Annotated in this window: 24 protein-coding genes; 12 read left to right on the top strand and 12 right to left on the bottom strand. The window is 62.1% G+C overall.

Annotated elements, in window-relative coordinates; all coding sequences use genetic code 11:
- The first annotated feature begins 8 nt into the window (after window positions 1-8).
- On the top strand, window positions 9-572 hold the full coding sequence (locus tag NKJ90_RS04065) for a DUF192 domain-containing protein (protein ID WP_023759420.1): 564 nt from the start codon (window positions 9-11) through the stop codon (window positions 570-572).
- A 20-nt stretch (window positions 573-592) separates the two neighbouring features.
- Window positions 593-1360, top strand: a complete 768-nt coding sequence (locus NKJ90_RS04060; protein ID WP_023759419.1) for an alpha/beta fold hydrolase — start codon at window positions 593-595, stop codon at window positions 1358-1360.
- 33 nt (window positions 1361-1393) lie between these two features.
- Here the strand turns inward: NKJ90_RS04060 and NKJ90_RS04055 are convergent, their stop codons facing one another.
- Window positions 1394-1996 (bottom strand): HD domain-containing protein, encoded by a 603-nt coding sequence (locus NKJ90_RS04055; RefSeq protein WP_023759418.1) that lies wholly within the window; start codon window positions 1994-1996, stop codon window positions 1394-1396.
- Window positions 1997-2130: 134 nt separating this feature from the next.
- On the opposite strand from NKJ90_RS04055, the gene cysE reads away from it, so the two are divergent.
- Window positions 2131-2979 (top strand): serine O-acetyltransferase, encoded by an 849-nt coding sequence (gene cysE / locus NKJ90_RS04050; protein ID WP_023759417.1) that lies wholly within the window; start codon window positions 2131-2133, stop codon window positions 2977-2979.
- Between the two features lie 150 nt (window positions 2980-3129).
- Window positions 3130-3333 (top strand): DUF3126 family protein, encoded by a 204-nt coding sequence (locus tag NKJ90_RS04045; protein ID WP_006200852.1) that lies wholly within the window; start codon window positions 3130-3132, stop codon window positions 3331-3333.
- Between the two features lie 72 nt (window positions 3334-3405).
- On the opposite strand, the gene NKJ90_RS04040 is transcribed toward NKJ90_RS04045, so the two are convergent.
- Window positions 3406-4131 carry a hypothetical protein gene (locus NKJ90_RS04040; RefSeq protein WP_023759416.1) on the bottom strand — a complete coding sequence of 242 codons (726 nt, stop codon included), beginning with the start codon at window positions 4129-4131 and terminating at the stop codon, window positions 3406-3408.
- 115 nt (window positions 4132-4246) lie between these two features.
- Between NKJ90_RS04040 and NKJ90_RS04035 the strand changes: the two genes are divergently transcribed.
- On the top strand, window positions 4247-4588 hold the full coding sequence (locus tag NKJ90_RS04035) for a DUF6949 family protein (RefSeq protein WP_023759415.1): 342 nt from the start codon (window positions 4247-4249) through the stop codon (window positions 4586-4588).
- Window positions 4589-4608: 20 nt separating this feature from the next.
- Window positions 4609-5136: a gamma carbonic anhydrase family protein gene (locus tag NKJ90_RS04030; RefSeq protein WP_023759414.1), complete on the top strand. Its 528-nt coding sequence runs from the start codon at window positions 4609-4611 to the stop codon at window positions 5134-5136.
- Between the two features lie 36 nt (window positions 5137-5172).
- Here NKJ90_RS04030 and NKJ90_RS04025 read toward each other — a convergent pair whose 3' ends face one another.
- From NKJ90_RS04025 to NKJ90_RS04005, 5 genes are all read right to left on the bottom strand, one after another.
- On the bottom strand, window positions 5173-5733 hold the full coding sequence (locus NKJ90_RS04025; protein WP_023759413.1) for an ankyrin repeat domain-containing protein: 561 nt from the start codon (window positions 5731-5733) through the stop codon (window positions 5173-5175).
- Window positions 5734-6054: 321 nt separating this feature from the next.
- Entirely contained in the window at window positions 6055-6663 is a 609-nt protein-coding gene (locus NKJ90_RS04020) for a transglutaminase-like cysteine peptidase (protein ID WP_023759412.1), read from the bottom strand.
- Window positions 6664-6944: 281 nt separating this feature from the next.
- Window positions 6945-7562, bottom strand: a complete 618-nt coding sequence (locus NKJ90_RS04015) for a PilZ domain-containing protein (RefSeq protein WP_023759411.1) — start codon at window positions 7560-7562, stop codon at window positions 6945-6947.
- A gap of 182 nt (window positions 7563-7744) precedes the next feature.
- Window positions 7745-8377 (bottom strand): PAS domain-containing protein, encoded by a 633-nt coding sequence (locus NKJ90_RS04010; RefSeq protein ID WP_023759410.1) that lies wholly within the window; start codon window positions 8375-8377, stop codon window positions 7745-7747.
- 269 nt (window positions 8378-8646) lie between these two features.
- Window positions 8647-8799 (bottom strand): hypothetical protein, encoded by a 153-nt coding sequence (locus NKJ90_RS04005; RefSeq protein ID WP_156938546.1) that lies wholly within the window; start codon window positions 8797-8799, stop codon window positions 8647-8649.
- A 149-nt stretch (window positions 8800-8948) separates the two neighbouring features.
- Here NKJ90_RS04005 and NKJ90_RS04000 point away from each other — a divergent pair, with 149 nt between their 5' ends.
- The gene (locus NKJ90_RS04000; RefSeq protein ID WP_023759409.1) at window positions 8949-9992 is read left to right on the top strand and encodes a substrate-binding domain-containing protein; all 1044 of its coding nucleotides are present in this window, start codon (window positions 8949-8951) and stop codon (window positions 9990-9992) included.
- A gap of 62 nt (window positions 9993-10054) precedes the next feature.
- Here NKJ90_RS04000 and NKJ90_RS03995 read toward each other — a convergent pair whose 3' ends face one another.
- From NKJ90_RS03995 to NKJ90_RS03980, 4 genes are all read right to left on the bottom strand, one after another.
- The gene (locus NKJ90_RS03995; RefSeq protein ID WP_023759408.1) at window positions 10055-11071 is read right to left on the bottom strand and encodes an ABC transporter permease; all 1017 of its coding nucleotides are present in this window, start codon (window positions 11069-11071) and stop codon (window positions 10055-10057) included.
- Entirely contained in the window at window positions 11068-12597 is a 1530-nt protein-coding gene (locus NKJ90_RS03990; RefSeq protein ID WP_023759407.1) for a sugar ABC transporter ATP-binding protein, read from the bottom strand. Before NKJ90_RS03990 ends, NKJ90_RS03995 begins: the two co-directional genes overlap by 4 nt.
- Before the next feature lie 71 nt (window positions 12598-12668).
- On the bottom strand, window positions 12669-13925 hold the full coding sequence (locus tag NKJ90_RS03985; RefSeq protein WP_023759406.1) for an LVIVD repeat-containing protein: 1257 nt from the start codon (window positions 13923-13925) through the stop codon (window positions 12669-12671).
- Between the two features lie 155 nt (window positions 13926-14080).
- Entirely contained in the window at window positions 14081-15118 is a 1038-nt protein-coding gene (locus tag NKJ90_RS03980; protein WP_352485697.1) for a substrate-binding domain-containing protein, read from the bottom strand.
- Window positions 15119-15346: 228 nt separating this feature from the next.
- Between NKJ90_RS03980 and NKJ90_RS03975 the strand changes: the two genes are divergently transcribed.
- Window positions 15347-16105, top strand: coding sequence for a rhomboid family intramembrane serine protease (locus NKJ90_RS03975; RefSeq protein WP_023759404.1), 759 nt, complete (start codon window positions 15347-15349; stop codon window positions 16103-16105).
- A gap of 88 nt (window positions 16106-16193) precedes the next feature.
- Window positions 16194-16625, top strand: a complete 432-nt coding sequence (locus NKJ90_RS03970; RefSeq protein ID WP_023759403.1) for a CBS domain-containing protein — start codon at window positions 16194-16196, stop codon at window positions 16623-16625.
- Between the two features lie 47 nt (window positions 16626-16672).
- On the opposite strand, the gene NKJ90_RS03965 is transcribed toward NKJ90_RS03970, so the two are convergent.
- Window positions 16673-16930, bottom strand: coding sequence for a YjhX family toxin (locus tag NKJ90_RS03965; RefSeq protein WP_023759402.1), 258 nt, complete (start codon window positions 16928-16930; stop codon window positions 16673-16675).
- A gap of 279 nt (window positions 16931-17209) precedes the next feature.
- On the opposite strand from NKJ90_RS03965, the gene gatB reads away from it, so the two are divergent.
- The 3 genes from gatB to NKJ90_RS03950 all read left to right on the top strand — a co-directional run bounded on the left by gatB (window position 17210) and on the right by NKJ90_RS03950 (window position 20018).
- Entirely contained in the window at window positions 17210-18709 is a 1500-nt protein-coding gene (gene gatB, locus NKJ90_RS03960) for an Asp-tRNA(Asn)/Glu-tRNA(Gln) amidotransferase subunit GatB (RefSeq protein ID WP_023759401.1), read from the top strand.
- A gap of 4 nt (window positions 18710-18713) precedes the next feature.
- Entirely contained in the window at window positions 18714-19202 is a 489-nt protein-coding gene (locus NKJ90_RS03955; RefSeq protein WP_023759400.1) for a GNAT family N-acetyltransferase, read from the top strand.
- Window positions 19203-19433: 231 nt separating this feature from the next.
- On the top strand, window positions 19434-20018 hold the full coding sequence (locus NKJ90_RS03950; protein WP_023759399.1) for an AIM24 family protein: 585 nt from the start codon (window positions 19434-19436) through the stop codon (window positions 20016-20018).
- Window positions 20019-20036: the final 18 nt, after the last annotated feature.

Below are 20036 nucleotides of genomic sequence, written 5' to 3'. Positions count from 1 at the left end.
GATTTCGAATGGCTCACAGGAACTGGCTGGCGGCGGGCGTGGTGTGCGCCGTGATTGCCGTCATCGTCGCCGCAGGCGCCTTCTTCTATTCCGAACGGCCGACCGCGGCGGACAGTCGGGCGATGATCCTTGCGGTCGACCCGACGCCACTGGTCGTGGTGACGAAAGGCGGCGATCGCTCCTTTTCCATCGAAATCGCCGACACCGATCCAGAGCGCGAAGCCGGTTTGATGTATCGCCAGGACATGCCCGACGATCACGGCATGCTGTTCGTCTTCGAGATGCCACAGCAGGTCAATTTCTGGATGCGGAACACGCCGATGCCGCTCGATCTGATCTTTGTCGGCCAGGACGGCAAGATCCGGGCGATCAAGCGCGGTGAGCCGCAATCCGACGCCGTTATTTCGCCAGGTGTCCCGGTACGTTTCGTGCTCGAACTCAAGGCCGGCACGGCCGCCAGCAACGGCATCGAATATGGCGACCTGGTGCGCCATCCGGCCGTGGGCACAGCGTCCGGCCCCGGCATGCCGCCCGCCGACAATGGCGATGCGCCCAATGGCGGCGGCGGTTGAGTGGACAGGCGGGATCGCCGATGCAGCTTTTCACCCATGACGGCTTCGACATTGCCTTCCTCGACCGCCAGCCGGCGTCGGGCGAGGGCGATCCGGTCCTCATGATCCACGGCTTCGCTTCGAGCCACTATGTCAATTGGGTGTCGCCCGGCTGGTTCAAGACGCTGAACGATGCCGGTTACCGCGCCATCGCCTTCGACAACCGCGGCCATGGTTCGTCTTCGAAGAGCTATGAGGAGGCCGACTATACGCCGGCGAAGATGGCTTCGGATGCCGCCGCCTTGCTCGACCACCTCGGCATCGAGCGCGCCCATATCATGGGCTATTCGATGGGCGCGCGCATCGCGGCGTTCCTGGCGCTGTCGGATCCGGACAAGGTGGCGACGCTGGTTTTCGGAGGTCTTGGCATCGGCATGATCGATGGCGTCGGCGATTGGGATCCGATCGCCGCGGCCCTGCTTGCCGATGATCCGGCCGCGACAAGCCATCCGCGCGGCCGTTCGTTTCGCGCCTTCGCCGACCAGACCCGCAGCGATCGCCGTGCGTTGGCCGCCTGCATTGCCAAATCGCGCGAACTGCTGAGCGAGCAGGATATTGCCCGCATCGCCCAGCCGACGCTGGTCGCTGTCGGCACGACCGACGACATTGGCGGCTCGCCCGATGAACTCGCGGCGTTGATGCCGAACGCCGGGGCCTTTCACATTGTGGGCCGTGACCACATGCTGGCAGTCGGGGACAAGACCTTCAAGCAGCGTGTGGTGGAGTTCTATGCCGAAAATCCGCTCTGAGCGGACGGCGAGGGGAGCGGGACGTGACTGCCCTCAGCCTGTGGTGAGAGCCGCCAGCGACCGCGCCATGTTTTCGCGGGCCTGCCGTTCAAAGCGTTGCCGGAATTCCTCCGTGTGGAAAATGTGTGGGCGGGCGAAGAAATTCTTCAGCACGGCACTGCGCCCGGCCCGCCACATCGGCCCCTCCACCCAGGCGTACTCGCGTCGTACGGCGCGCTCATAGGCGTCGAAGGCGTCCGGCGCGGCACCCAGGATCGACAGATCCATATCGAGGAAAAGACTTGCGTCGCGTGTGCTCGTCGCGTCGTCAAACGGCGGCACCTGGTGTGTGGCGGTGGCGACGATCATCGCCGAGATGCGGTTGAGGCGGGAAGGGTCCGCGCGGCCCGCCAGCTTCTTCTCGGCTAGGGCAGCACTTTGCGCCTCGTTGTCCTTGGCCTTGCTGTCATAGATGGCATCGTGGAACCAGATCGCCGCTTCGACGGCTCCGGGGTCGCCGAGCGCCGCCCGATAGTCACCTGCAAGCGCCAACATCGCTTCGATATGGGCAAGGTTGTGGTAATGGCGGCCTGGTCCCCGGTAGAGCGCTGAAAGCTCGCTCTTCAGAGCGTCATCGATCAAGGGTTCGTTTTCCATGGCTGCTTGAATTCCCGCGAACCAAATCCATTTGACAATGCACTGAGGAAAATTGAGTTCAATCGTGCTATGATCTGGCTTATATGTGCGGCCGGACAACAGGCAAGCCCGGCAGGGCGCAGGACGAGACGGCGATGAACAGCATCAGCATTTCCCGACACAGCGGATTGAAGCCGGTCGATCCGATCTGGCGCTCGATCCGCGACGAAGCGATGGAGGCTGTCAACCGCGACCCGCTGCTCGCCGCGTTCCTCTATTCGACCATCCTCAACCAGGACAGCCTGGAGGAAGCGGTCATCCATCGCCTGGCCGAACGGCTGGCGCACCAGGACATCGGCTCCGATCTCATCCGCCAGACCTTCAAATCCATGCTGGCCGACGACAAGGACTGGCCGACGACCGTGCGCGTCGACATCCAGGCCTATTACGACCGCGATCCGGCCTGCGACCGCTTCATCATGCCGGTGCTCTATTTCAAGGGTTTTCACGCCATCCAGACACACCGCCTGGCGCATTGGCTGTGGAGCCAGGGCCGCAAGGATTTCGCCCTCTATCTGCAGAGCCGCTCGTCCTCGGTCTTCCAGACCGACATCAACCCGGCCGCGCGCATCGGCAAGGGCATCTTCATCGACCACGCCACCGGCCTTGTGGTCGGCGAGACCGCGGTCATCGAGGACGATGTGTCGATCTTGCATGGCGTAACACTGGGCGGTACCGGCAAGGCCGGCGGCGACCGTCATCCCAAGATCCGCTACGGCGTGCTGATCGGCGCCGGTGCCAAGATCCTCGGCAACATCGAAATCGGCCATTGCTCGAAGATTGCGGCAGGCTCGGTGGTGCTGTCGCCAGTGCCGCACAACAAGACGGTTGCCGGCGTACCGGCTCGCGTCGTTGGCGAGACCGGCTGCGATCAGCCGTCGCGCCAGATGGACCAGCTTCTGCCGTCGCAGACGATGGATCAGGTCGTCAGCTTCGACATCTGATTTTCACAAGGCCGCCGCCCGCTGCCGGATTCCGGCCGTGGGCATGAGTGGCGGTTGTCTCGCCTTATCGGGCCGCTTGCCTTTACATCGCCATTGTCGACGTGTCAGAAGCGCGCTCGAACGAGCAAGCCCGATGATCGGAGAAGACTGTTGAAGCCGGACGAAATCAGAAAGCTGGACGCCTATTTCAAGCGCGTCTTCCAGAACCCCAAGCTCGAGGTCAAGGCACGGCCGCGCAAGGAAGATTCAGCCGAGGTCTATGTCGGTGACGAATTCCTCGGCATCGTCTTCAAGGATGAAGACGACGGCGACTACAATTTTTCGATGGCAATCCTCGACATCGATCTGGCCTGAGCCAGCACCTTGCGCTTGGCCGGCTGCGCCTCGAATGCGGCCGGCCAGCCGGATCTCCCGACGCTTTCTATTCTAATGTCCTGTTTTCAGGACACGCCCGGCTTCTGTGGCGATTGCCGCGTCAAGCGTCTGCCAATCACCCAGAAACTCCCTTGGGAAGCGATAGGTGAGGCTGAGTTCGTCGCCGACCTGGATGTCGCGCTCGCACGGCGCCAGCGATTCGTCGGCACTCGGCCCGCTCAGGCAACGTGCCACGAACGGGTCCTTGCCGGGGCGCTCGGCGACAACCAGCACCTCGTTCAAATAGCCTGATTTCTCGTTGAAACCGTACACCGTCGTGCCGCCAGGCCCCGCAATGCCGGGTTTGGTGATCAACGCGCTGTAGATCGGCGCGAAGCGGCCACTCATGTCACGCGACATCATCCGCTGTTCGAAAGACAGGAAGACGATGTTCTTGGCTGCCCCGGTGTGGTTGAAATCGTCGCGCGCGGCCTCGCTGTAGCCGTCCATCTGGGGGTAGCGCAGATAGAGATCGAGCCGCGAGGCGATACCGTCGCGCCTGGCCTGGGCGAAACGGATGGCGTTGGCCGGCACGGCGATGACATTGTTGCCGATCACCACCTGGTGGATTGTTGCGTCGTCGGTGTATCCGGCCATGGCGATCGAATGGCCGAACCATTTGCCGCCGAGGCTGATCGCTGCCGACAGCAGGGCCAGCGCCGCGAACGCGTAGAGCACCCGCTTCATCAGCCTGGAATCGACCACGGTGAGTTCGTTGGCGAGCGCTGCCTGTTTCATCTCGGTTCTCGGATCCCAGCCGCCTCTGTGTCCCTGGGCGGTACACGTCGCACGGCATGGCTTTTGCAGCCTTCATGGAACGACTGTGCAATTTCATGGTAAATGGGAAGTTAAGATGGGACCGCTGGAACTCACGCTCTTCGCTTTTGTCGTCGGGTTGACCGCCTGCGGGATGGCCGGATCGGCCATGGAACTGGTTTCGGGCCGCAAGGTCGCCTTCACCGAACCCTATGTGTCGCCGTCCCATATCTTGCGCTCGCTGCTCGCCACCGCGTGTGCCGGCCCTTTCATGCTCGTCAACGATGCCATCGATGCCCGGCGCGAGCGCCGCATTTCGATGATGGCGCTGATGTCCTGCGGCTGCACGGCAATAGCCTGGTCCTTGGCGCTGGGCGTGGTCGTGCTTGCCATTGCCTCTTGGACGATCCGTCTCCTAGGGTCCGACTTGCCAGGCTGAGACGATTCGGAGACCAAGACATGCCGCTCTACGCGATCGATGGAACGGGGCCCAGTTTCGCGGATGTGCAGACCAACTGGATCGCGCCCGATGCGACGCTGATCGGCGACGTTCGGGTCGGCCGCAATGCCGGCTTCTGGTTCGGCGCCGTCATTCGCGGCGACAATGAGCGCATCGTCATCGGCGCCGACACCAATGTGCAGGAACATACGGTCATGCACACCGATCCCGGCTTTCCGCTGACGATCGGGGAGGGCTGCACGATCGGCCATCGCGCCTTGCTGCATGGCTGCACGATCGGCGACAACAGTCTGATCGGTATGGGCGCCATCGTGCTGAACGGCGCGAAAATCGGCAGGAATTCGTTGGTCGGTGCGGGTGCGCTGGTCACCGAAGGCAAGGAATTCCCGGACAATTCGCTGATCGTCGGCTCGCCTGCCAAGGCAATCAGGGTGCTGGACGACGCGGCCGTGGCGAAGTTGCGCGGCTCGGCGGCGCACTACGTTGCCAATGGCAAGCGCTTCAAGGCGGGCTTGAAGAATGCCTGAGGCCAGTTTGGCCTATATCTTTCATCGCGGCCTAACTCACCGGCGGTTGGAGCCAGGCCCGGCTATCGCATCGCGCAGCAAGGACGCACCGGCGTCAAAGCAGGCAATGTCGGCCTCCTCGATGGCTGTCCTGTAGTGATCGATGCGGGTCTCGAGCGTCGGGTCGGCGCCCGCCGCCAAAAGCAGGCGGATCGCATCGACGCTGCGGATGGCCACCGAATAGTGAAGCGGCGTCCAGTCGTTCACACCCCGCATGTTGGGGTCGGCACCGGCCTCGATCAATACCCGCACGATGTCCAGCCTGTCGGCCCGGTCGGTGGACAGCGCCGCGATGAGGGACGGAAACCCGCCGTGATCCTGATAATTTGGATCCGAGCCAGCATCCAGCAAGGTCGAGATGAAACCGACGGGGCTCCAATAGATTGCAAATTCCAGCGGATGCCCGAGCCCGAGCTCAAACGGCATGCGCTCGTCGAACCAGCGGGGCGAGCCACCCATAGCCATGCCGAGACCATCGAAATCGCCCGCCTTGAAGGCATCGTCGATGGCCTTGTACAGGCGATGGCGCTCGCAGCGATCTTCCGGGATTTCCAACATCGCGGTGATCCAGAGGTGGCAATTTGATCGCCCATACTGCAGCGATCAAAAGCCATTTGAAAGCTGGATCGCAGGGGCAAGGGGCTGGCTTTGTCCGATGTCCGTAGCAGCCGCGACCTTCCGATGGGTGGTCTGACATAATATCATTTTGACAAGTGACGACACTCAAGCGGATGCCATTTCATCGCCAGAAATGGCGGAGCCGGCCCGGGGACGGGGCCGGCTCCTTTCACCCGGTCGTTGGGGACGGGGAGGGTGGGGACTCGACCGGGTTTCTCCTTAAGCGCTTCGCACTCATGCGGAGCGCCTGATCTGTGATATCTAGCGGACGCTCGCGACCGCGTCGGAGCGGCCGTCGTTGATCGTCACCCAAACGCCCGAATTCTGGTCGGACTGGCGCTTGAGATAGGTGTAGTCGGTGTCCGTCCAGGACAGGACCTTGGTCTCCAGATTGTCGAGGATGAATTCCCCCAGGCTGGTGCGCACGGTCAGTACCGCGTGACCGTCGCCATTCGGCTGGCGCGCGACGGTCATCAGCAGATTGCCGGCGGGCACGCCCGCATCCATCAATTCACGACGCTTTTCGAGCGCGTAATCCTCGCAATCGCCATAGCCATTATCCGGATAGGCCCAGTATTCCTCGACACCGTAGTTCTCCATATCGGTGCGCGGCTTGATGCGGGTGTTGACGGAATTGTTGATGTTGACGATCGTCGCCCACAGTTTGCGGGTCAGCTCGACCGGCGCGCCCTTGGGGGTCCTTTCGCTGCATTCGCCAGCTATGCGCTGGCAGAACTCATAATGGCCGACAGGCTGCGTGGTACGTCCGCCGGTGTGCATATAGGCCGGTCCCGCGGCATATGCTGATCCCCAGGCGGAAAGCTGCATCGCTATTGCCACCAGCAACAGCTTGCGCCTCGTTTTCTTCATTGTTGTAGTCTCCCCGTTCGAAGGAGACATTGCCACATGTGGATTTATTTGAGGCAAAAGCACGAAGTAGATATTGAGTAAAACGCCAGTAGAATAAACATAAAATTTGAATCATTTGAGTATTAAATCATTTGGGCTTTCTAAGCTGATCCTCGGGCTCGATGTCACGCGGGCCTTGCAGGGCAACGGCCTCGAGCTTGTCTGAAGCATCTCAATCGGCGATGTCGCGAACGCAAAAACCGGCCGCAAAGGGCCGGCTTCATGAAGCGTTGCTGGCCTTGTCAGGCGCGCGGCGCGTTGAATTCGGAATCGAGCGTTTCGGGACGCTGGATGACGGCGAATTCGATGGCGACGCCATCCTCGAAATGGCGGACGACCTGCCCGCGCATGGTGCCCAGCATGACCTGGATGCCGATTGCCGGCTTGACGTCGATCTCGACCGCAGCGCCGGAAAGCGACAGGTCGATGATACGGCACTGGTACTGGCGGCCATCGGTGAGCTGCAGAACGCTGGTCGGATTGCGCGGCGCGACGCGCTCGTGGCGACGGTCTTCCGGCAGGTCGAGTTCATGCTTGTTGGCAAGCCAGGTCAATTGCGCGGCAAGCTTGTCCTTCTTGCGATCCGACGCGATGACGGTCATTGCGAAACCGTCCTGCAAGGTGCGCGTGACGACACCTTCGATGCGGCCGATATGATCGATGTAGGCGATGACTTTTTCGCCGGGCATGCCGATGCGGTCGGTGCGAAATGCTACATTGCCCGGCGACATGTCGACGACCTGGCAGGGGTGCTCGGTGCGGTCTTCCAGCATGAAGCGCCCGTAAATCTTGACGCGGACGCGCTGGAAGTTACGCCTTTCAGCTTGGGACGGCGCATAGTCGATCGCCGCTGACCTCATGACTGCCTTCACCCTGTTTGCGTCCCACGCGTCGATGCGAGAACTTCATCAAAGAAGTACAACAAAGCAGGTTAACAAAGGGGAAAAGCGGGCGCTTTTAGGCTCTTCCCTTTGTATGTATGTCGTTGTTCCAAGACCGCTGCGCACTTTTGGGCGACGTTACCGAGACGCGAAACTGCGGATTATTCCTCGCGCCCGCCATCGAAGACGACAAGATGACGGATGCGGCGCGCCCGGCCGAGCGCCGAGATCGTCTCGGGTGCCCCGAGATCGTCGGGAACGAGCGAGGGAACATCGATCGCCGGACGGTTGTTCAGGAGCTCCTTCTCCGGGTCGATGACGCGGATCGAATCGATCAACGCGTCGGTGATCGGGTCGGCGCCCAGCCAGAAGGGCTTCTCCACGGCACTGACGACGCCCAGGCAGCGCGGATTTTCGACGCCGCCGTCAAGCGGCAAAGCGAGCAGCTCGAACTTGTTGGAGCGCCCATTGCGGCTGAAGCCCTCATAGGTGATGAGCACGACCGACTTCTGCTCGAAGACGCCATGGATCAGCCGCGAGACGAGCCGCTGATCCTTCTCGCGCCACAGCGATGGAAAGGAAAACCCCTTGAGTTCGCGGCCATAGCAGGCGCAAAGCCTGGTGCCGGCCAGCCGGAACACGGCTTGCCCGCGCGTGTCCCGTTCCAGGATAAAGGTGTCGGCCAGCAGCGACTTGATATCGGCCGGCTCGACCTCCGAACGCTTCGGGGCAGGGCGTCCGTCACGCAGGCGATTCCAATAGTGGAACAGCGTGATCGATCCATTCTGGTTCATATTATGCTGCTCCGCGCAATCTGTCGTCTGATGTCCCATCGGTGAACAGAAGGGCGCCCTCCGATGACCTACATGCGTTGCGGAGCAGGAAGCGTGCCAGCGTCGTTAACACTTGTTCACGGGTCGGGGCCGTTAAGGTTAACAAGTGGTTTACGTTGCGTCGAAGCAAGCCCCGTGGCACACAAAAACCACTCCAGAAGCGGTCGTTTCGCGACGATCGGCAGCACTTCAGTCAGAGTTTTAGGGGAGCAGGGGGCTCGACCAGCCGTTCAAGGGAAACCTTGAACGGCTTCTTTTTTGATTCGCGCCCAGCGATTCGCGGTTAATAGCGGGCTGGGATTTCCGCTCGCCGCGATACCGCCAACAATCCCGATGATCGACAACGCGGCATCGCCCAAGCCTGCGACAAGCAACGGCAACATTTGCCAATCACGCGCTTCGAAAGAGAAAAATCTGCGTTCCGAACGGCTCGATTGCCGCTGTACTCTTGCGCATTCGCTCCTTGAGGCGCGACGGCGGCGATCCCGCGGTCGGAGACGCGCCTTGTCGGCGTTATTTTCTGGGGACCTTCATGAAGACTTCCGTTCTTGGACTGATCACCGCCAGCCTGCTCGCCTGTGCCATTCCGGCCGGGGCGGCACAGGCCGCCGGGTTGGCCGGAGCGCCGGCGCCCTTCGACAAGGGCGGCGTGAAGGTGGCACTCGTCACCTTCATCTCCGCCGGCGATTTCTTTCAGGCCTACCAGGCCGGTGCGACGAAACAGGCGAAAGCGCTCGACATCGATCTCACGGTCTTTTCCGGCCGGCAGGATGCGGCGGCACAACGTGACCAGATCGAACAGGCGATCAATCTCGGCGTCCAGGCGATCATCATCGACCATGGCCAGCCGGAAGCTTTAAAGGATGTCGCGCAGAAGGCCCTCGACGCCGGCATCAAGGTTGTGGCTTTCGACGTCGATCTCGGCAATCCGAAAATCCCGCAAGTCGAACAATCCGATCACGAGTTGGCCAAGGCGTCCCTCGGCCAGGCCCTCAAGGACAACGGCACCTCATTCCAGGCGGGTTATGTCTACGTCGCCGGTTTCGCGCCGCTCGACCGTCGCAATGAAATCTGGGAGGAGACCAAGAAGGCCAATCCCGGGATCGTCGAGAAAGCCCGCTGGGGAACGGTCAATGATACGACCGCGGTGTCGACCGCCGACCAGACCAAGGCGGCGTTCCAGGCCAATACCGACATCAGCGTCGTCTTTGCCCCCTATGACGAGTTCGCGCGCGGCGTGAAACTCGCCACCGATGAGCTCGGCATCTCGAACAAGGTGAAGATCTATTCGGCCGATGTGTCGACCGCCGATATCACCGAGATCACCGCGGAAGGCAGTCCATGGGTCGCCACCGCGGCCACCAACCCGGCCGTCGTAGGCGCCGTTTCGGTGCGGGCGGCGGCAAAGCTGATCGCGGGAGAGGATCCCGGCCACAACATCGTCGTCAAGCCGGTCCTGCTGACACAGGAGGAGCTGCGCAAGAACGGCATCAAGACGATCGAGGATCTCGATGCCAAGTTGCCCGCTTTTGGTCAGAGCGACGCAGCGACCGCAAGCTGGATCCCCACCAACTGACCTTTTCTCCCCTCCCTCGTTTCGCCGCGAAGGAGGGGAGATAACGCCTGTGCCGGCGTGAACTATCGTTTCTTTCCCAGGCCGAACGTCAGCGCCAGAGCGCCAACCAGCACGACGCCCTTGACGAAATCTTGCGTGTAATAGGGCGCGTTCAGCATGGTGAGGCCGTTCAGGAGGACGCCGACGAAGATTGCGCCGGCCACAGTGCCGATCACATGCGGGCGACGCTTGTCGAACACGGCATATCCGATCAGCGAGGCCGCCACCGCATCGAGCAGGAGCGAGTTGCCGGCTGAGACATCGCCGCGGCCGACACGCGAAGCGACGATCAGACCTCCCAGCGAAGCAAGAGTGCCGGACAGGATATAGGCCCAGAGCCGGTATGCCTTGGTCGGCGCGCCGGATAGATGCGCGGCCGTTTCGTTGCCGCCGATCGCATAGAAGACGCGGCCCCAGCGCGTACGCTCCATCAGAAACCAGGCGAGGACGGCGACGACCGCCATGACCACGACAGACAAGGGGATCGTGTCGAAGAGCCGCGACCGGCCGAGGATCAGGAAGGCTGGATCGTAAGCGCCAGTGACCGATGAGCCGTCGGGAAGCACCATCCCGGCGGTGATCGAGCGGCCGCCTGTCGGGATCAGCTGCAGGCCGGCGAGCAGGAACATGGTCGCCAGCGTGGCGAGAAGATCGGGGACGCCGACACGCACGATCAGCAGCCCGTTCAAGAGGCCTATGAAGGCGCCCATCAGCAGGACCAGCACCATGGTCTCAGCCGCGTCCAGCTGCCAGACGACCATGGCGTAGCTCGCCGCCATCACTGACGAGGCGGCGATACTGCCTACCGAGAGATCGAAGCCGTCGGCCGACATTGTGATAGAAACCCCGACGCCGAGGATCGCCACGACAGAAACCGCCTGCAGGATCGAGAACAGGTTGGCCGAGCGGATGAAGGCGGGCTGGGCATACCAGAAGCCGATCACCATCAGTGCCAGCAGCACGAAGAGCGCGTAGCGGCGCGTCTCCCGGAAGAACGATGTGCGCGGGGCGGCTGGTTGCTCGGTCGTCAGGTTCGTCATCGATGATCTCCGGCCTTTTCGCTCTCGACCTTGCCGATCTGGTCTGTCAGCGAGCCATGGCCGTCACCGGCCTCGTGAAGTGAATGATCGCGCATGACGAGGATGCGGTCGGCAACCTCCAGCGCCTCTTCGGTGTCGCTTGTCGCGATCAGCGTGGCGGAATCGCTCTGGCTGTTGCGGATCGCGGCGATCAGGTCGGCACGCGCGCCGACGTCGACGCCCTGGAAAGGCTCGTCGAGCAACAGCAGCCGGCAAGGTGCCGCTTGCCAGCGGGCGAGCACGACCTTCTGCTGGTTGCCGCCGGAAAGCTCATCGAGTGTGTCGTCGGGTCCGCGCGCCTTGATGCCGAGCCGGGCGATCGCCTCGGAGGCGACCCTGCGCTCGCGCGCGGCCCGCAGCAGACCGCTGGGAAACCAGCGCCGCAGATGCGGCAGGGCGATCGTGCCGGCAATCGAGGCGCCCGGAATCTCGGCTGGCAAAAGCGACGATGCCCAGCGATCTTCGGCGACCATGAAAACGCCGTTTTCGATCGATCGCCCCGGTCCGTTCGAAAGCCACGGTTTTCCATCGAGCACGAAGCTGCCCTGCGCCAGCGTTTCCAGGCCGAAAAGCGCGCGCAGCAGCCGGCTTTTGCCCGAGCCGAGCGTGCCGGTCAGCGCGACGACCTCGCCGGAGCGCAGGTCGAGATCGAAAGGCCGTGCACCGGGAATCAGCCGCGCGCCCTTGATGGAGGCGACGATCGGGGCCGTCGACGTCTTGCCGTCATGGGTGGCGGCTTCCAATGTTCGGCCGATCATGGCCGCAACGGCGGCAGGGAAATCGATCGGCTTGGCAAAAGCGCCGACGATGCGACCGCCGCGCATGATGACGGCGCGATCGGCGATGGCGGCAAGGTCGCCAAGCCTGTGCGAGATGTAGAGGATTGCCATGCCGCCGGTCCGCAGCCGCCGGATGATGGCGAAGAGCCGGTCCGCTTCCTTGGCCGAAAGGCTGGATGTCGGCTCATCGAGAATGAGGACCGAGGCCTTGGCCGCTACGGCGCGGGCGATGGCGACCAATTGCCGTTCCGCCGGCCGCAGATCGACGAAGTCGCGGTCGAGCGGCAGGTCGAGATCGATCAGCGCCGCGATGGCGCGCGCACGCCTGCGGATAGACGTGGCCGAGACGAAGAAGCGCCCGCCGGGCTGGCAAAGTTCATCGAGCAGAAGATTCTCGGCGACCGTCAATCCAGCGGCGCCGGCCTGGTCCGTCGCCTGATGGACGGTCGCGATGCCGGCAGCCTTGGCGGCGCTGGGCGAGGCGAAGGCGACGAACCTGCCGCCAAGCGTGATCGTTCCCGCGTCGGGCACATGTGAGCCCGAAAGGATTTTCACCAGCGTCGACTTGCCGGCGCCATTGGCGCCCATCAGCGCCACCACCTCCCCGGCCGCGACGGCAAGATCGGCTCCGGCGAGCGCGCGCGTCGGCCCAAAAGATTTCTCGATCCCGGCGACAGCGACGGCAATGGGGGCGGCGGTGAGGGACAAGTGGTTCAGCCGGTTATGGATTGGGTGAGAACTGAGAAAGGCAGGCAAGCCAACGGGCACGGTCGCGTCTGTCAACCGCCATATTCCATGATTGCCAGCCCGGCATTGTAATCGGGCGAATAGATGATGCCATTGGCGTCGACGAACACGTCGGTCGACTGGATCACTCGTGGCCGGTTCGGACGCTTGTCGACCATGCGGCTGGGCGCTGGCGGTACCAGCGCTCCTGTCTCCTTCGGCCGATAGGGGTCGGAGATGTCGAAAACGCGCACCCCTGCATTCTGGTAGGTTGCAAAGATCAGCGTGTCGGACACGAAGCTGCCCGGCCGGTTCTCATGCAGATTGTGCGGGCCGAAATGTCCGCCCTTGGCGGTGTAGTCGGTTTCATCCGGGGTCGGCAGCGTCGAGATCGAAATAGGGTTCGCCGGATCGCGCATGTCGAAGATCCAGGTATGCTTGCGCCCGTCCTCCTCATGGTCGAGCACGGCCTCGTCGGCGACGACGAGCAGACCGCGCTTGACCAGCGGCAGCGCCGAATGCGTGCCGCCTCCATAGGGCGGCGACCAGTTTTTGTGGGTGATCAGCTTCGGCAGGGCAGGGTCCGCGACATCGAGCACGGTCAGCCCGCCGTCGCGCCAGCAGGCATAGGCGGTGTCGCCTTCGACGACCGCATGATGCAACGCGTAGCGTCGGCCGTCGGGCCAGCCCGGTGTCTCGCCGCCGGCGAGATGCATGCCGGGTATCCACCAGCGACCGGCCTCGACGGGCCGTGTCGGGTCTTGAAGGTCGACAGTGAGCAGAATGTAGTCGCTGTAGCCGTCGAGAAGCGCCGACACATAGGCGTAGCGCCCACCGACATACCAGATGCGATGAATACCGATGCCATCGACCGGGAAGAAGCCAATCTGGCGAGGCTGCTTTGGCTTCGAGATATCGTAGATGGCCATGCCGGCCGACCAGGCCCGCGCCGAGCCCGAACCGGACGCGGTGCCGATCGTCTCGCCGATCGACTTGGTGTAGTAGACCTTCTCATCGAACGCGAAAGCAGCATCGGCGAACAGATCGCGCGCATGGACGACCAGCAATAGGTCTTCATGCGTCTGTAGATGGATCGTCCAGGTATTCGGTGGCGCCGGCACGAACACGGTCCCGCCCGGATTCTTGGGATCGCGCACATCGATGATGGAAAAACCCTGCGACCAGGGATGCGCGACATAGGCGAAGCCCCGATGCACCATCACCTGCAATCCGTCCGGTCGCCCACCCTGATCGGAATGGCCGATCAGGCGCATGTTGCTGAAATAGTCGGGGGCAGGGACAGAACTCATGATCGTCTTTCGCAAGGTCGGGCCGGTGCCTCCTGCCTGCCGGAGCGGGTGGAGGCACAGATGCGGTCGTCGTCGGGCATTCCAGTGTGATCATCCCCGGTCAGGCCGGGGATGATTGTTCCGATTGCTGATTGTCTGAAGGAAGATGCCGGATTTCAATTGGACGCAGGTATCCAGGGTGCTTTTGCCGCGTCGCTGTCCTTGAAGGCCGGGAACTTCGCCTGCAGGTCCTCGATCGTCTTGATGTTGTTGTCGACGAGATCCTTCCTGGTGACGAGCGTCGGCTGGATCAGCACGGAATGGCCGGGATTCTGTCCGGCGATCAGCTGGGCAAGCGCACGCACCGAAGCCTCGCCGACCACGGCCGGATTGGTTGCGGCCGTCGCCACCCAAGGGCTGTTCGGTTCGAGAATGGCCTGGATGTCCGAGGTCGAGATGTCGACGCCATAGATCTTCACCTTATCGGCGACGCCAAGCTCGTCGATGGCGAGCTTCACGCCACGAGCGAATTCGTCCCATGGAGCGAAGACAACCGAAAGCGTCGGGTTGGCGGTGAGCACAGCCTTGGTCTGGTCCGCGACCGAAGCGGCGACGGTGTTGTTGACCACGCCCCAGGTGGCGACTTCCTTGATGCCTAGGTACTTTTTGCCGAAATCCTTCCAGACCGCATAGCGGCGATCGAGCGGCGCGAAGCCGGCGACATAGAGGACGCCGCCATCGAATTTCTGGCCCTGGTCCTTGACCGCCTGGTCGAGCACGAGGCGCGCCATATCGGCGTCGGACTGTTCGACCTGCGGGATCTTTGGATTGTCGAGATTGGTGTCGTAGGCCACCACCGGAATGCCGGCGTCAAGCGCCGCCTGTGCGACGTCCTTGATGGCTTCGGGCTGGCCGTTGTTGATGATGATGCCTTGCACGCCGAGGTTGATCGCCTGCTGGATCAACTGCCGCTCGGTGTTGATGTCGTTGCGCGCCTGCGAGATGTTGGCCTCGATGCCAAGCGCGTCGGCCTGGCGCTTCACGCCGGCCTCGAATGCCTGGAGCCAGTCGCCGGAGCCGAGGAAGCTGACGACGGCAATCTTGACGCCGCCCTTGTCGAAGGGAGCTGGTGCGCCGGATATGCCCTGCGCCGAAGCGGCGGTGACGAGACTGGCGATGCCAGCGACGGCCAGGGAAAGAAGATGCTTGATCATGTGGGGACCCCTTTGGAATTGGCGGCATTCTAGGGAGGGGGATCATCGCTTCCGAGAACGCTCGTTGCGAGTTTTTCGCATCCCGGAGCATTTCCGCTTCGCTTCCTTTCGGTCTTTTAGCAAATGAAGGCGACCTGGTGCGGGGCATTCGCTGTCCGGGAAACAGAATTGTTCCAACGCGAGCATCCTTGCTCTAAAGGACGCGCAGGAATCCTGGATCAGATGCGCATGAGCGAACCGGCAGACCCTTCGGAAACACAACAGGTGGACGACGCGCCGCCACGGCGGCGTGAGCCGGTGTTCAACCTGCCCCCGGTGGTGCTGGCGGTGATCGGCATTTGCGTCGCCGTCTATCTGCTGCAGCAATATGTGCTGAACGAAGCACAGCAGATGTTATTGCTGTACGACGGGGCTTTCATCCCGGTTCTCTACACCGGACAATATGGCTTCGACTGGTTCCTGTTTTCCCGGCCGTTCACCTATGCCTTCATGCATGGCGGCTTTGCCCATATTGCCATCAACATGGTCTGGCTTGCAGCCTTTGGCTCGCCATTGGCAAATCGTTTGGGCACGCTCTGGTTCGCGCTGTTCTTTGCCGTAACCGGGCTGGCTTCGGTCGCGCTTTTCTGGGCGATGCATCCTTATGGAGAAGCGCCGCTGGTCGGTGCCTCGGGAGCCATATCAGGCATGATGGGAGCTGCGGCGCGGTTCGGTTTCCGTACCGATCGCTCGGCCGGCAAGGCTGCCTTCGCCGGCCCGGTGCTGCCGATCGCATTGGTATTGCGCTTGCGCGGCGTCGTGATCTTCCTCGCCGTGTGGATGATCATCAATCTTGCCACCGGTCTTCTTGGCTTTGCCCCGGGTGTAGAGGGCCAGATCGCGTGGGAAGCCCATATTGGCGGCTTCGTTGCCGGCTTCTTCGGCCTGCGCTGGTTCGACAGGCGGTGGCAGGCGCCGGAATGGGAGAACACCGACCACCGCACTTGAAATGCGACCGATCACGGCGCACGATATTCACTCTTATGTGAAAGCCGGTCAGGCTGGAACCGGCGGGCAAAAAGCAGAGGAGGAAGCCATGACGGTGAAGGCAATTCTCGAGAAAAAAGGCCATGATGTGTTGACGCTCGGGCCGAACGAAAAGCTGAGCGAAGCCATTCGCATCCTGTCCGAACACAGGATCGGCGCGCTGGTCATCACCAATGGTGACCACAAGATCGTCGGCATTCTTTCCGAGCGCGACATTGTGCGGGTTCTGGCCAAGGAAGGCGGTGCCGCGCTCGATATAGCCGTGCGTTCGGCGATGACGCCCAAGGTGAAGATCTGCAACGAGAACCACACCGTCAACGAGGTGATGGAAATCATGACCCGAGGCCGTTTCCGCCATCTGCCGGTGGAAAAGGACGGCATGCTCGATGGCATCGTGTCTATCGGCGACGTGGTCAAGCGCCGCATCGAGGATGTCGAGCGCGAGGCCGAAGAGATCAGGGCCTATATCGCCACCGCCTGAGCGGTGGAGGGAACCGCCGGCCGGAGCACCGACCGGCGGAGCCGTGTCTACCTGTTGTCGAGTTCGGAACGGACGAGTTCCAGCCCACGCCGGGTGATGCGGTAGGGTCCACCGCCCGACGAAGAAACGGCCTTCTTCCGCTTCAGCTTTCGAAACATGTCGAGATCGACGCCCGGATAATGCCAGCCGTCACGGGTCAGGCATTTGACGGAGGCGATCCGCTTTTTCTCGTTCTTTTCGATTTCAATGCGTCCGCCCTGCGCGAGCAGGTGCAGGATGCGCTGTTCAATGCGCGAAATATCCATGGGAGAGTTTCCGGGAAAACAGAAAATGCCGCCGCCGCGAAACTTCACGGCACGGGGTTTCAGGTTTTCTGCCCTGCCTCGCTAGGAGGTCAGGGCCTTACCGGGACTGAGCGTAAGTGGACATCCACTCTCCATTGGGATGGGCGTCCTATAGGCGAAAGCGGCTGAAAAGGCCAGTCCGTGGCTTTGCGCTTGTCTCGTTGAACGGTTTGCACTAGCGAAGTTGCACACCAAAATATGCGTAAACGCATAATCCGTAGTTCCAATACGCAGGCCACAATGTCCCTCATCGACACCCGCACGCCCGACGCCAAGCGCCTTGTTTCTGGTGCCACCGGCGACTGGGAGATCATCATCGGTCTCGAGGTCCACGCGCAGGTCACCTCGGAAGCAAAGCTGTTTTCCGGCGCCTCGACCGCCTTTGGAGCGGCACCCAACGCCAATGTCAGCCTGGTCGACGCGGCGATGCCGGGCATGTTGCCCGTCATCAACGAGGAATGCGTCAAGCAGGCGATCCGCACTGGCCTTGGGCTGAAGGCGCAGATCAACCACAAGTCGGTCTTCGACCGGAAAAACTACTTTTATCCCGACCTGCCGCAGGGTTACCAAATCTCGCAGTTCAAGCAGCCGATCGTCGGCGAGGGCACGGTGATCGTCTCGGTCGGTCCCGACCGCCAGGGCGAATTCGAGGACATCGAGGTCGGCATCGAGCGGCTGCATCTGGAGCAGGATGCGGGCAAGTCGATGCACGACCAGCATCCGACCATGTCCTATGTCGACCTCAACCGGTCGGGCGTGGCGCTAATGGAGATCGTCTCGAAGCCGGATATGCGCTCGGCCGACGAAGCCAAGGCCTATGTCACCAAGCTGCGCACCATCGTGCGCTATCTCGGCACCTGCGACGGCAACATGGACGAAGGCTCGATGCGTGCCGACGTCAACGTCTCGGTACGCAAGCCGGGCGGTGAGTTCGGCACGCGCTGCGAGGTCAAGAACGTCAATTCGATCCGCTTCATCGGCCAGGCCATCGACTACGAGGCACGCCGGCAGATTGCCATCCTCGAGGATGGCGGCAAGATCGACCAGGAAACGCGGCTGTTCGATGCCGTCAAGGGCGAGACGCGTTCGATGCGCTCGAAGGAAGAGGCGCACGATTACCGCTATTTCCCCGATCCGGATCTTCTGCCGCTGGAATTCGACCAGGCGTATGTCGATGCGCTGGCGAGGGAGTTGCCGGAACTGCCGGACGACAAGAAGGCGCGGCTGATCTCGTCGCTCGGCCTTTCGACCTATGACGCCTCGATCCTGGTTTCGGAAAAGCCGATCGCCGATTATTTCGAGAAGGTCGCCGCCGGCCGCGACGGCAAGCTCGCCGCCAACTGGGTCATCAACGATCTGCTCGGACAATTGAACAAGGCAGGAAAAGGCATTGAAAACGCTCCGATTTCGCCTGATCAGCTGGGCGCGGTCATCGATCTCATCAAGGATGGGACCATCTCCGGCAAAATCGCCAAGGACCTCTTCGAGATCGTCTGGACCGAGGGCGGCGATCCGCGCCAGCTGGTCGAGAGCCGTGGCATGAAGCAGGTTACCGACACCGGCGCCATCGAGAGGGCCGTGGACGAGGTCATCGCTGCCAACCCCGACAAGGTCGAACAGGCGCGCGCCAAGCCGAGCATGGCGGGCTGGTTCGTTGGCCAGGTGATGAAGGCGACCGGTGGCAAGGCCAACCCACAAGCGGTCAACGATCTCGTCAAGGTCAAGCTGGGCATCGAGTAGGGCTGTGTTCGTCCGCACCGCCGGGGAGCGCGACCTTGCCGCTGTGCGGACGCTGCTGGTCGAGACTTGGCATGCGACCTATGACGCCCTTTATGGCGCTGCCAAAGTGACCGAGATCACCGATGAATGGCACTCGATTGCCTCGCTTCGTTCGCGGCTGACACGGCCGAATTCGGAGTTCCTGGTGGCCGATGACGGCAAGCGCATCGGCGGCATGGCTTTCGCCGCCGCCACCGCGGATGCGAAGGTCATCCTGTTGAACCAGCTTTACGTCCATCCGGACTGCCAAAGGCGCGGCATCGGGCAATCGCTGCTCGACGAGATCGAGGACAGTTTCCCGGAAGCGCAAGTGCTGCGCGTCGAGGTCGAGGAGGCCAATAGCGGCGCCATCGCCTTCTACCGATCGAAAGGGTTTCTGCCCGTCGGCGCCGCGACGGAATCCCGCGACAGCTCAAGGCCGACGATGCTGAGTTTTGAGAAGCCGCTCGGCTAGATCGGCGTGTCCGGTCGCCAATTGTCTCGCGTTTTTGATTTGACCTGCCCCCGCAGCCGTATCAACGCTGCTTGGGCCAGCGTCCGCATCCAACGGCGCGACGGCGAGGGGGACTTTCATGCCGAGCTTGCCGGAACTGATGCCGACACAGGTGTCGGACGAGACCTTTGGTGGCGTCACCTATCATATAGCCGGCGAACTGGTGCGGTGCTCTCGGTCGACGTGACACGGATGCCAGTCTATTTCGAGCACCACATCCTTTTGTGGAAGAATTCCACAATCACCATCGGCCTTAAATCGCTGAAGGGTGCGCTGAAGCGCATGATGGCCGGAATGCAGATATTCGTCACCGAGGCGTCAGGGGCGGGCATTATCGCCTTCAGCCGCGATGGGCCGGGCCACATCGTACCGATCCATCTCCAGCGTGGTGACGAGATACAGGTGCGCGAGCACCAGTTTCTCGCCGCGACCGGCAATGTCGACTACTCTTTCGAGCGTGTGCGTGGCCTGGCGACGATGCTGTTCGGACAGAGCGGCTTTTTCATCGACCGGTTTCGCGGTGATTCCGGGGACGGCATCGTCTGGCTGCACGGCTATGGCAATGTCTTCGAAAAGACGCTCGCCGCCGGCGAGACCATCGACATCGAGCCTGGTGGCTGGCTGTTCAAGGATGTTTCGGTCACGATGGAAACCAAGATCGATCGCCTGTCGAGTGGCTTCTTCGGTGCCAATATGAACTTTGTCGTCAACCGCTTCACCGGACCGGGCCGGGTCGGCATCCAGTCGATGTATCTGCATATGCCAAGCGAAGAGTAGTTCGAGCATGGCGGCAAC

Origin of the sequence: Mesorhizobium sp. M0051 (assembly GCF_040323235.1) — a bacterium.
GTDB lineage: Bacteria > Pseudomonadota > Alphaproteobacteria > Rhizobiales > Rhizobiaceae > Mesorhizobium.
This window is presented reverse-complemented; position numbering and strand designations above follow the sequence as displayed.

Excerpts from the sequence above, each read along its gene's own strand:
- NKJ90_RS04065 (WP_023759420.1), top strand. The coding sequence starts at position 9 with ATGGCTCACAGGAACTGGCTGGCGGCGGGCGTGGTGTGCGCCGTGATT.
- NKJ90_RS04060 (WP_023759419.1), top strand. The coding sequence starts at position 593 with ATGCAGCTTTTCACCCATGACGGCTTCGACATTGCCTTCCTCGACCGC.
- NKJ90_RS04055 (WP_023759418.1), bottom strand. The coding sequence starts at position 1,996 with ATGGAAAACGAACCCTTGATCGATGACGCTCTGAAGAGCGAGCTTTCA.
- cysE (WP_023759417.1), top strand. The coding sequence starts at position 2,131 with ATGAACAGCATCAGCATTTCCCGACACAGCGGATTGAAGCCGGTCGAT.
- NKJ90_RS04040 (WP_023759416.1), bottom strand. The coding sequence starts at position 4,131 with ATGAAACAGGCAGCGCTCGCCAACGAACTCACCGTGGTCGATTCCAGG.
- NKJ90_RS04035 (WP_023759415.1), top strand. The coding sequence starts at position 4,247 with ATGGGACCGCTGGAACTCACGCTCTTCGCTTTTGTCGTCGGGTTGACC.
- NKJ90_RS04030 (WP_023759414.1), top strand. The coding sequence starts at position 4,609 with ATGCCGCTCTACGCGATCGATGGAACGGGGCCCAGTTTCGCGGATGTG.
- NKJ90_RS04025 (WP_023759413.1), bottom strand. The coding sequence starts at position 5,733 with ATGTTGGAAATCCCGGAAGATCGCTGCGAGCGCCATCGCCTGTACAAG.
- NKJ90_RS04020 (WP_023759412.1), bottom strand. The coding sequence starts at position 6,663 with ATGAAGAAAACGAGGCGCAAGCTGTTGCTGGTGGCAATAGCGATGCAG.
- NKJ90_RS04015 (WP_023759411.1), bottom strand. The coding sequence starts at position 7,562 with ATGAGGTCAGCGGCGATCGACTATGCGCCGTCCCAAGCTGAAAGGCGT.
- NKJ90_RS04010 (WP_023759410.1), bottom strand. The coding sequence starts at position 8,377 with ATGAACCAGAATGGATCGATCACGCTGTTCCACTATTGGAATCGCCTG.
- NKJ90_RS04005 (WP_156938546.1), bottom strand. The coding sequence starts at position 8,799 with ATGTTGCCGTTGCTTGTCGCAGGCTTGGGCGATGCCGCGTTGTCGATC.
- NKJ90_RS04000 (WP_023759409.1), top strand. The coding sequence starts at position 8,949 with ATGAAGACTTCCGTTCTTGGACTGATCACCGCCAGCCTGCTCGCCTGT.
- NKJ90_RS03995 (WP_023759408.1), bottom strand. The coding sequence starts at position 11,071 with ATGACGAACCTGACGACCGAGCAACCAGCCGCCCCGCGCACATCGTTC.
- NKJ90_RS03985 (WP_023759406.1), bottom strand. The coding sequence starts at position 13,925 with ATGAGTTCTGTCCCTGCCCCCGACTATTTCAGCAACATGCGCCTGATC.
- NKJ90_RS03980 (WP_352485697.1), bottom strand. The coding sequence starts at position 15,118 with ATGATCAAGCATCTTCTTTCCCTGGCCGTCGCTGGCATCGCCAGTCTC.
- NKJ90_RS03975 (WP_023759404.1), top strand. The coding sequence starts at position 15,347 with ATGAGCGAACCGGCAGACCCTTCGGAAACACAACAGGTGGACGACGCG.
- NKJ90_RS03970 (WP_023759403.1), top strand. The coding sequence starts at position 16,194 with ATGACGGTGAAGGCAATTCTCGAGAAAAAAGGCCATGATGTGTTGACG.
- NKJ90_RS03965 (WP_023759402.1), bottom strand. The coding sequence starts at position 16,930 with ATGGATATTTCGCGCATTGAACAGCGCATCCTGCACCTGCTCGCGCAG.
- gatB (WP_023759401.1), top strand. The coding sequence starts at position 17,210 with ATGTCCCTCATCGACACCCGCACGCCCGACGCCAAGCGCCTTGTTTCT.
- NKJ90_RS03950 (WP_023759399.1), top strand. The coding sequence starts at position 19,434 with ATGCCAGTCTATTTCGAGCACCACATCCTTTTGTGGAAGAATTCCACA.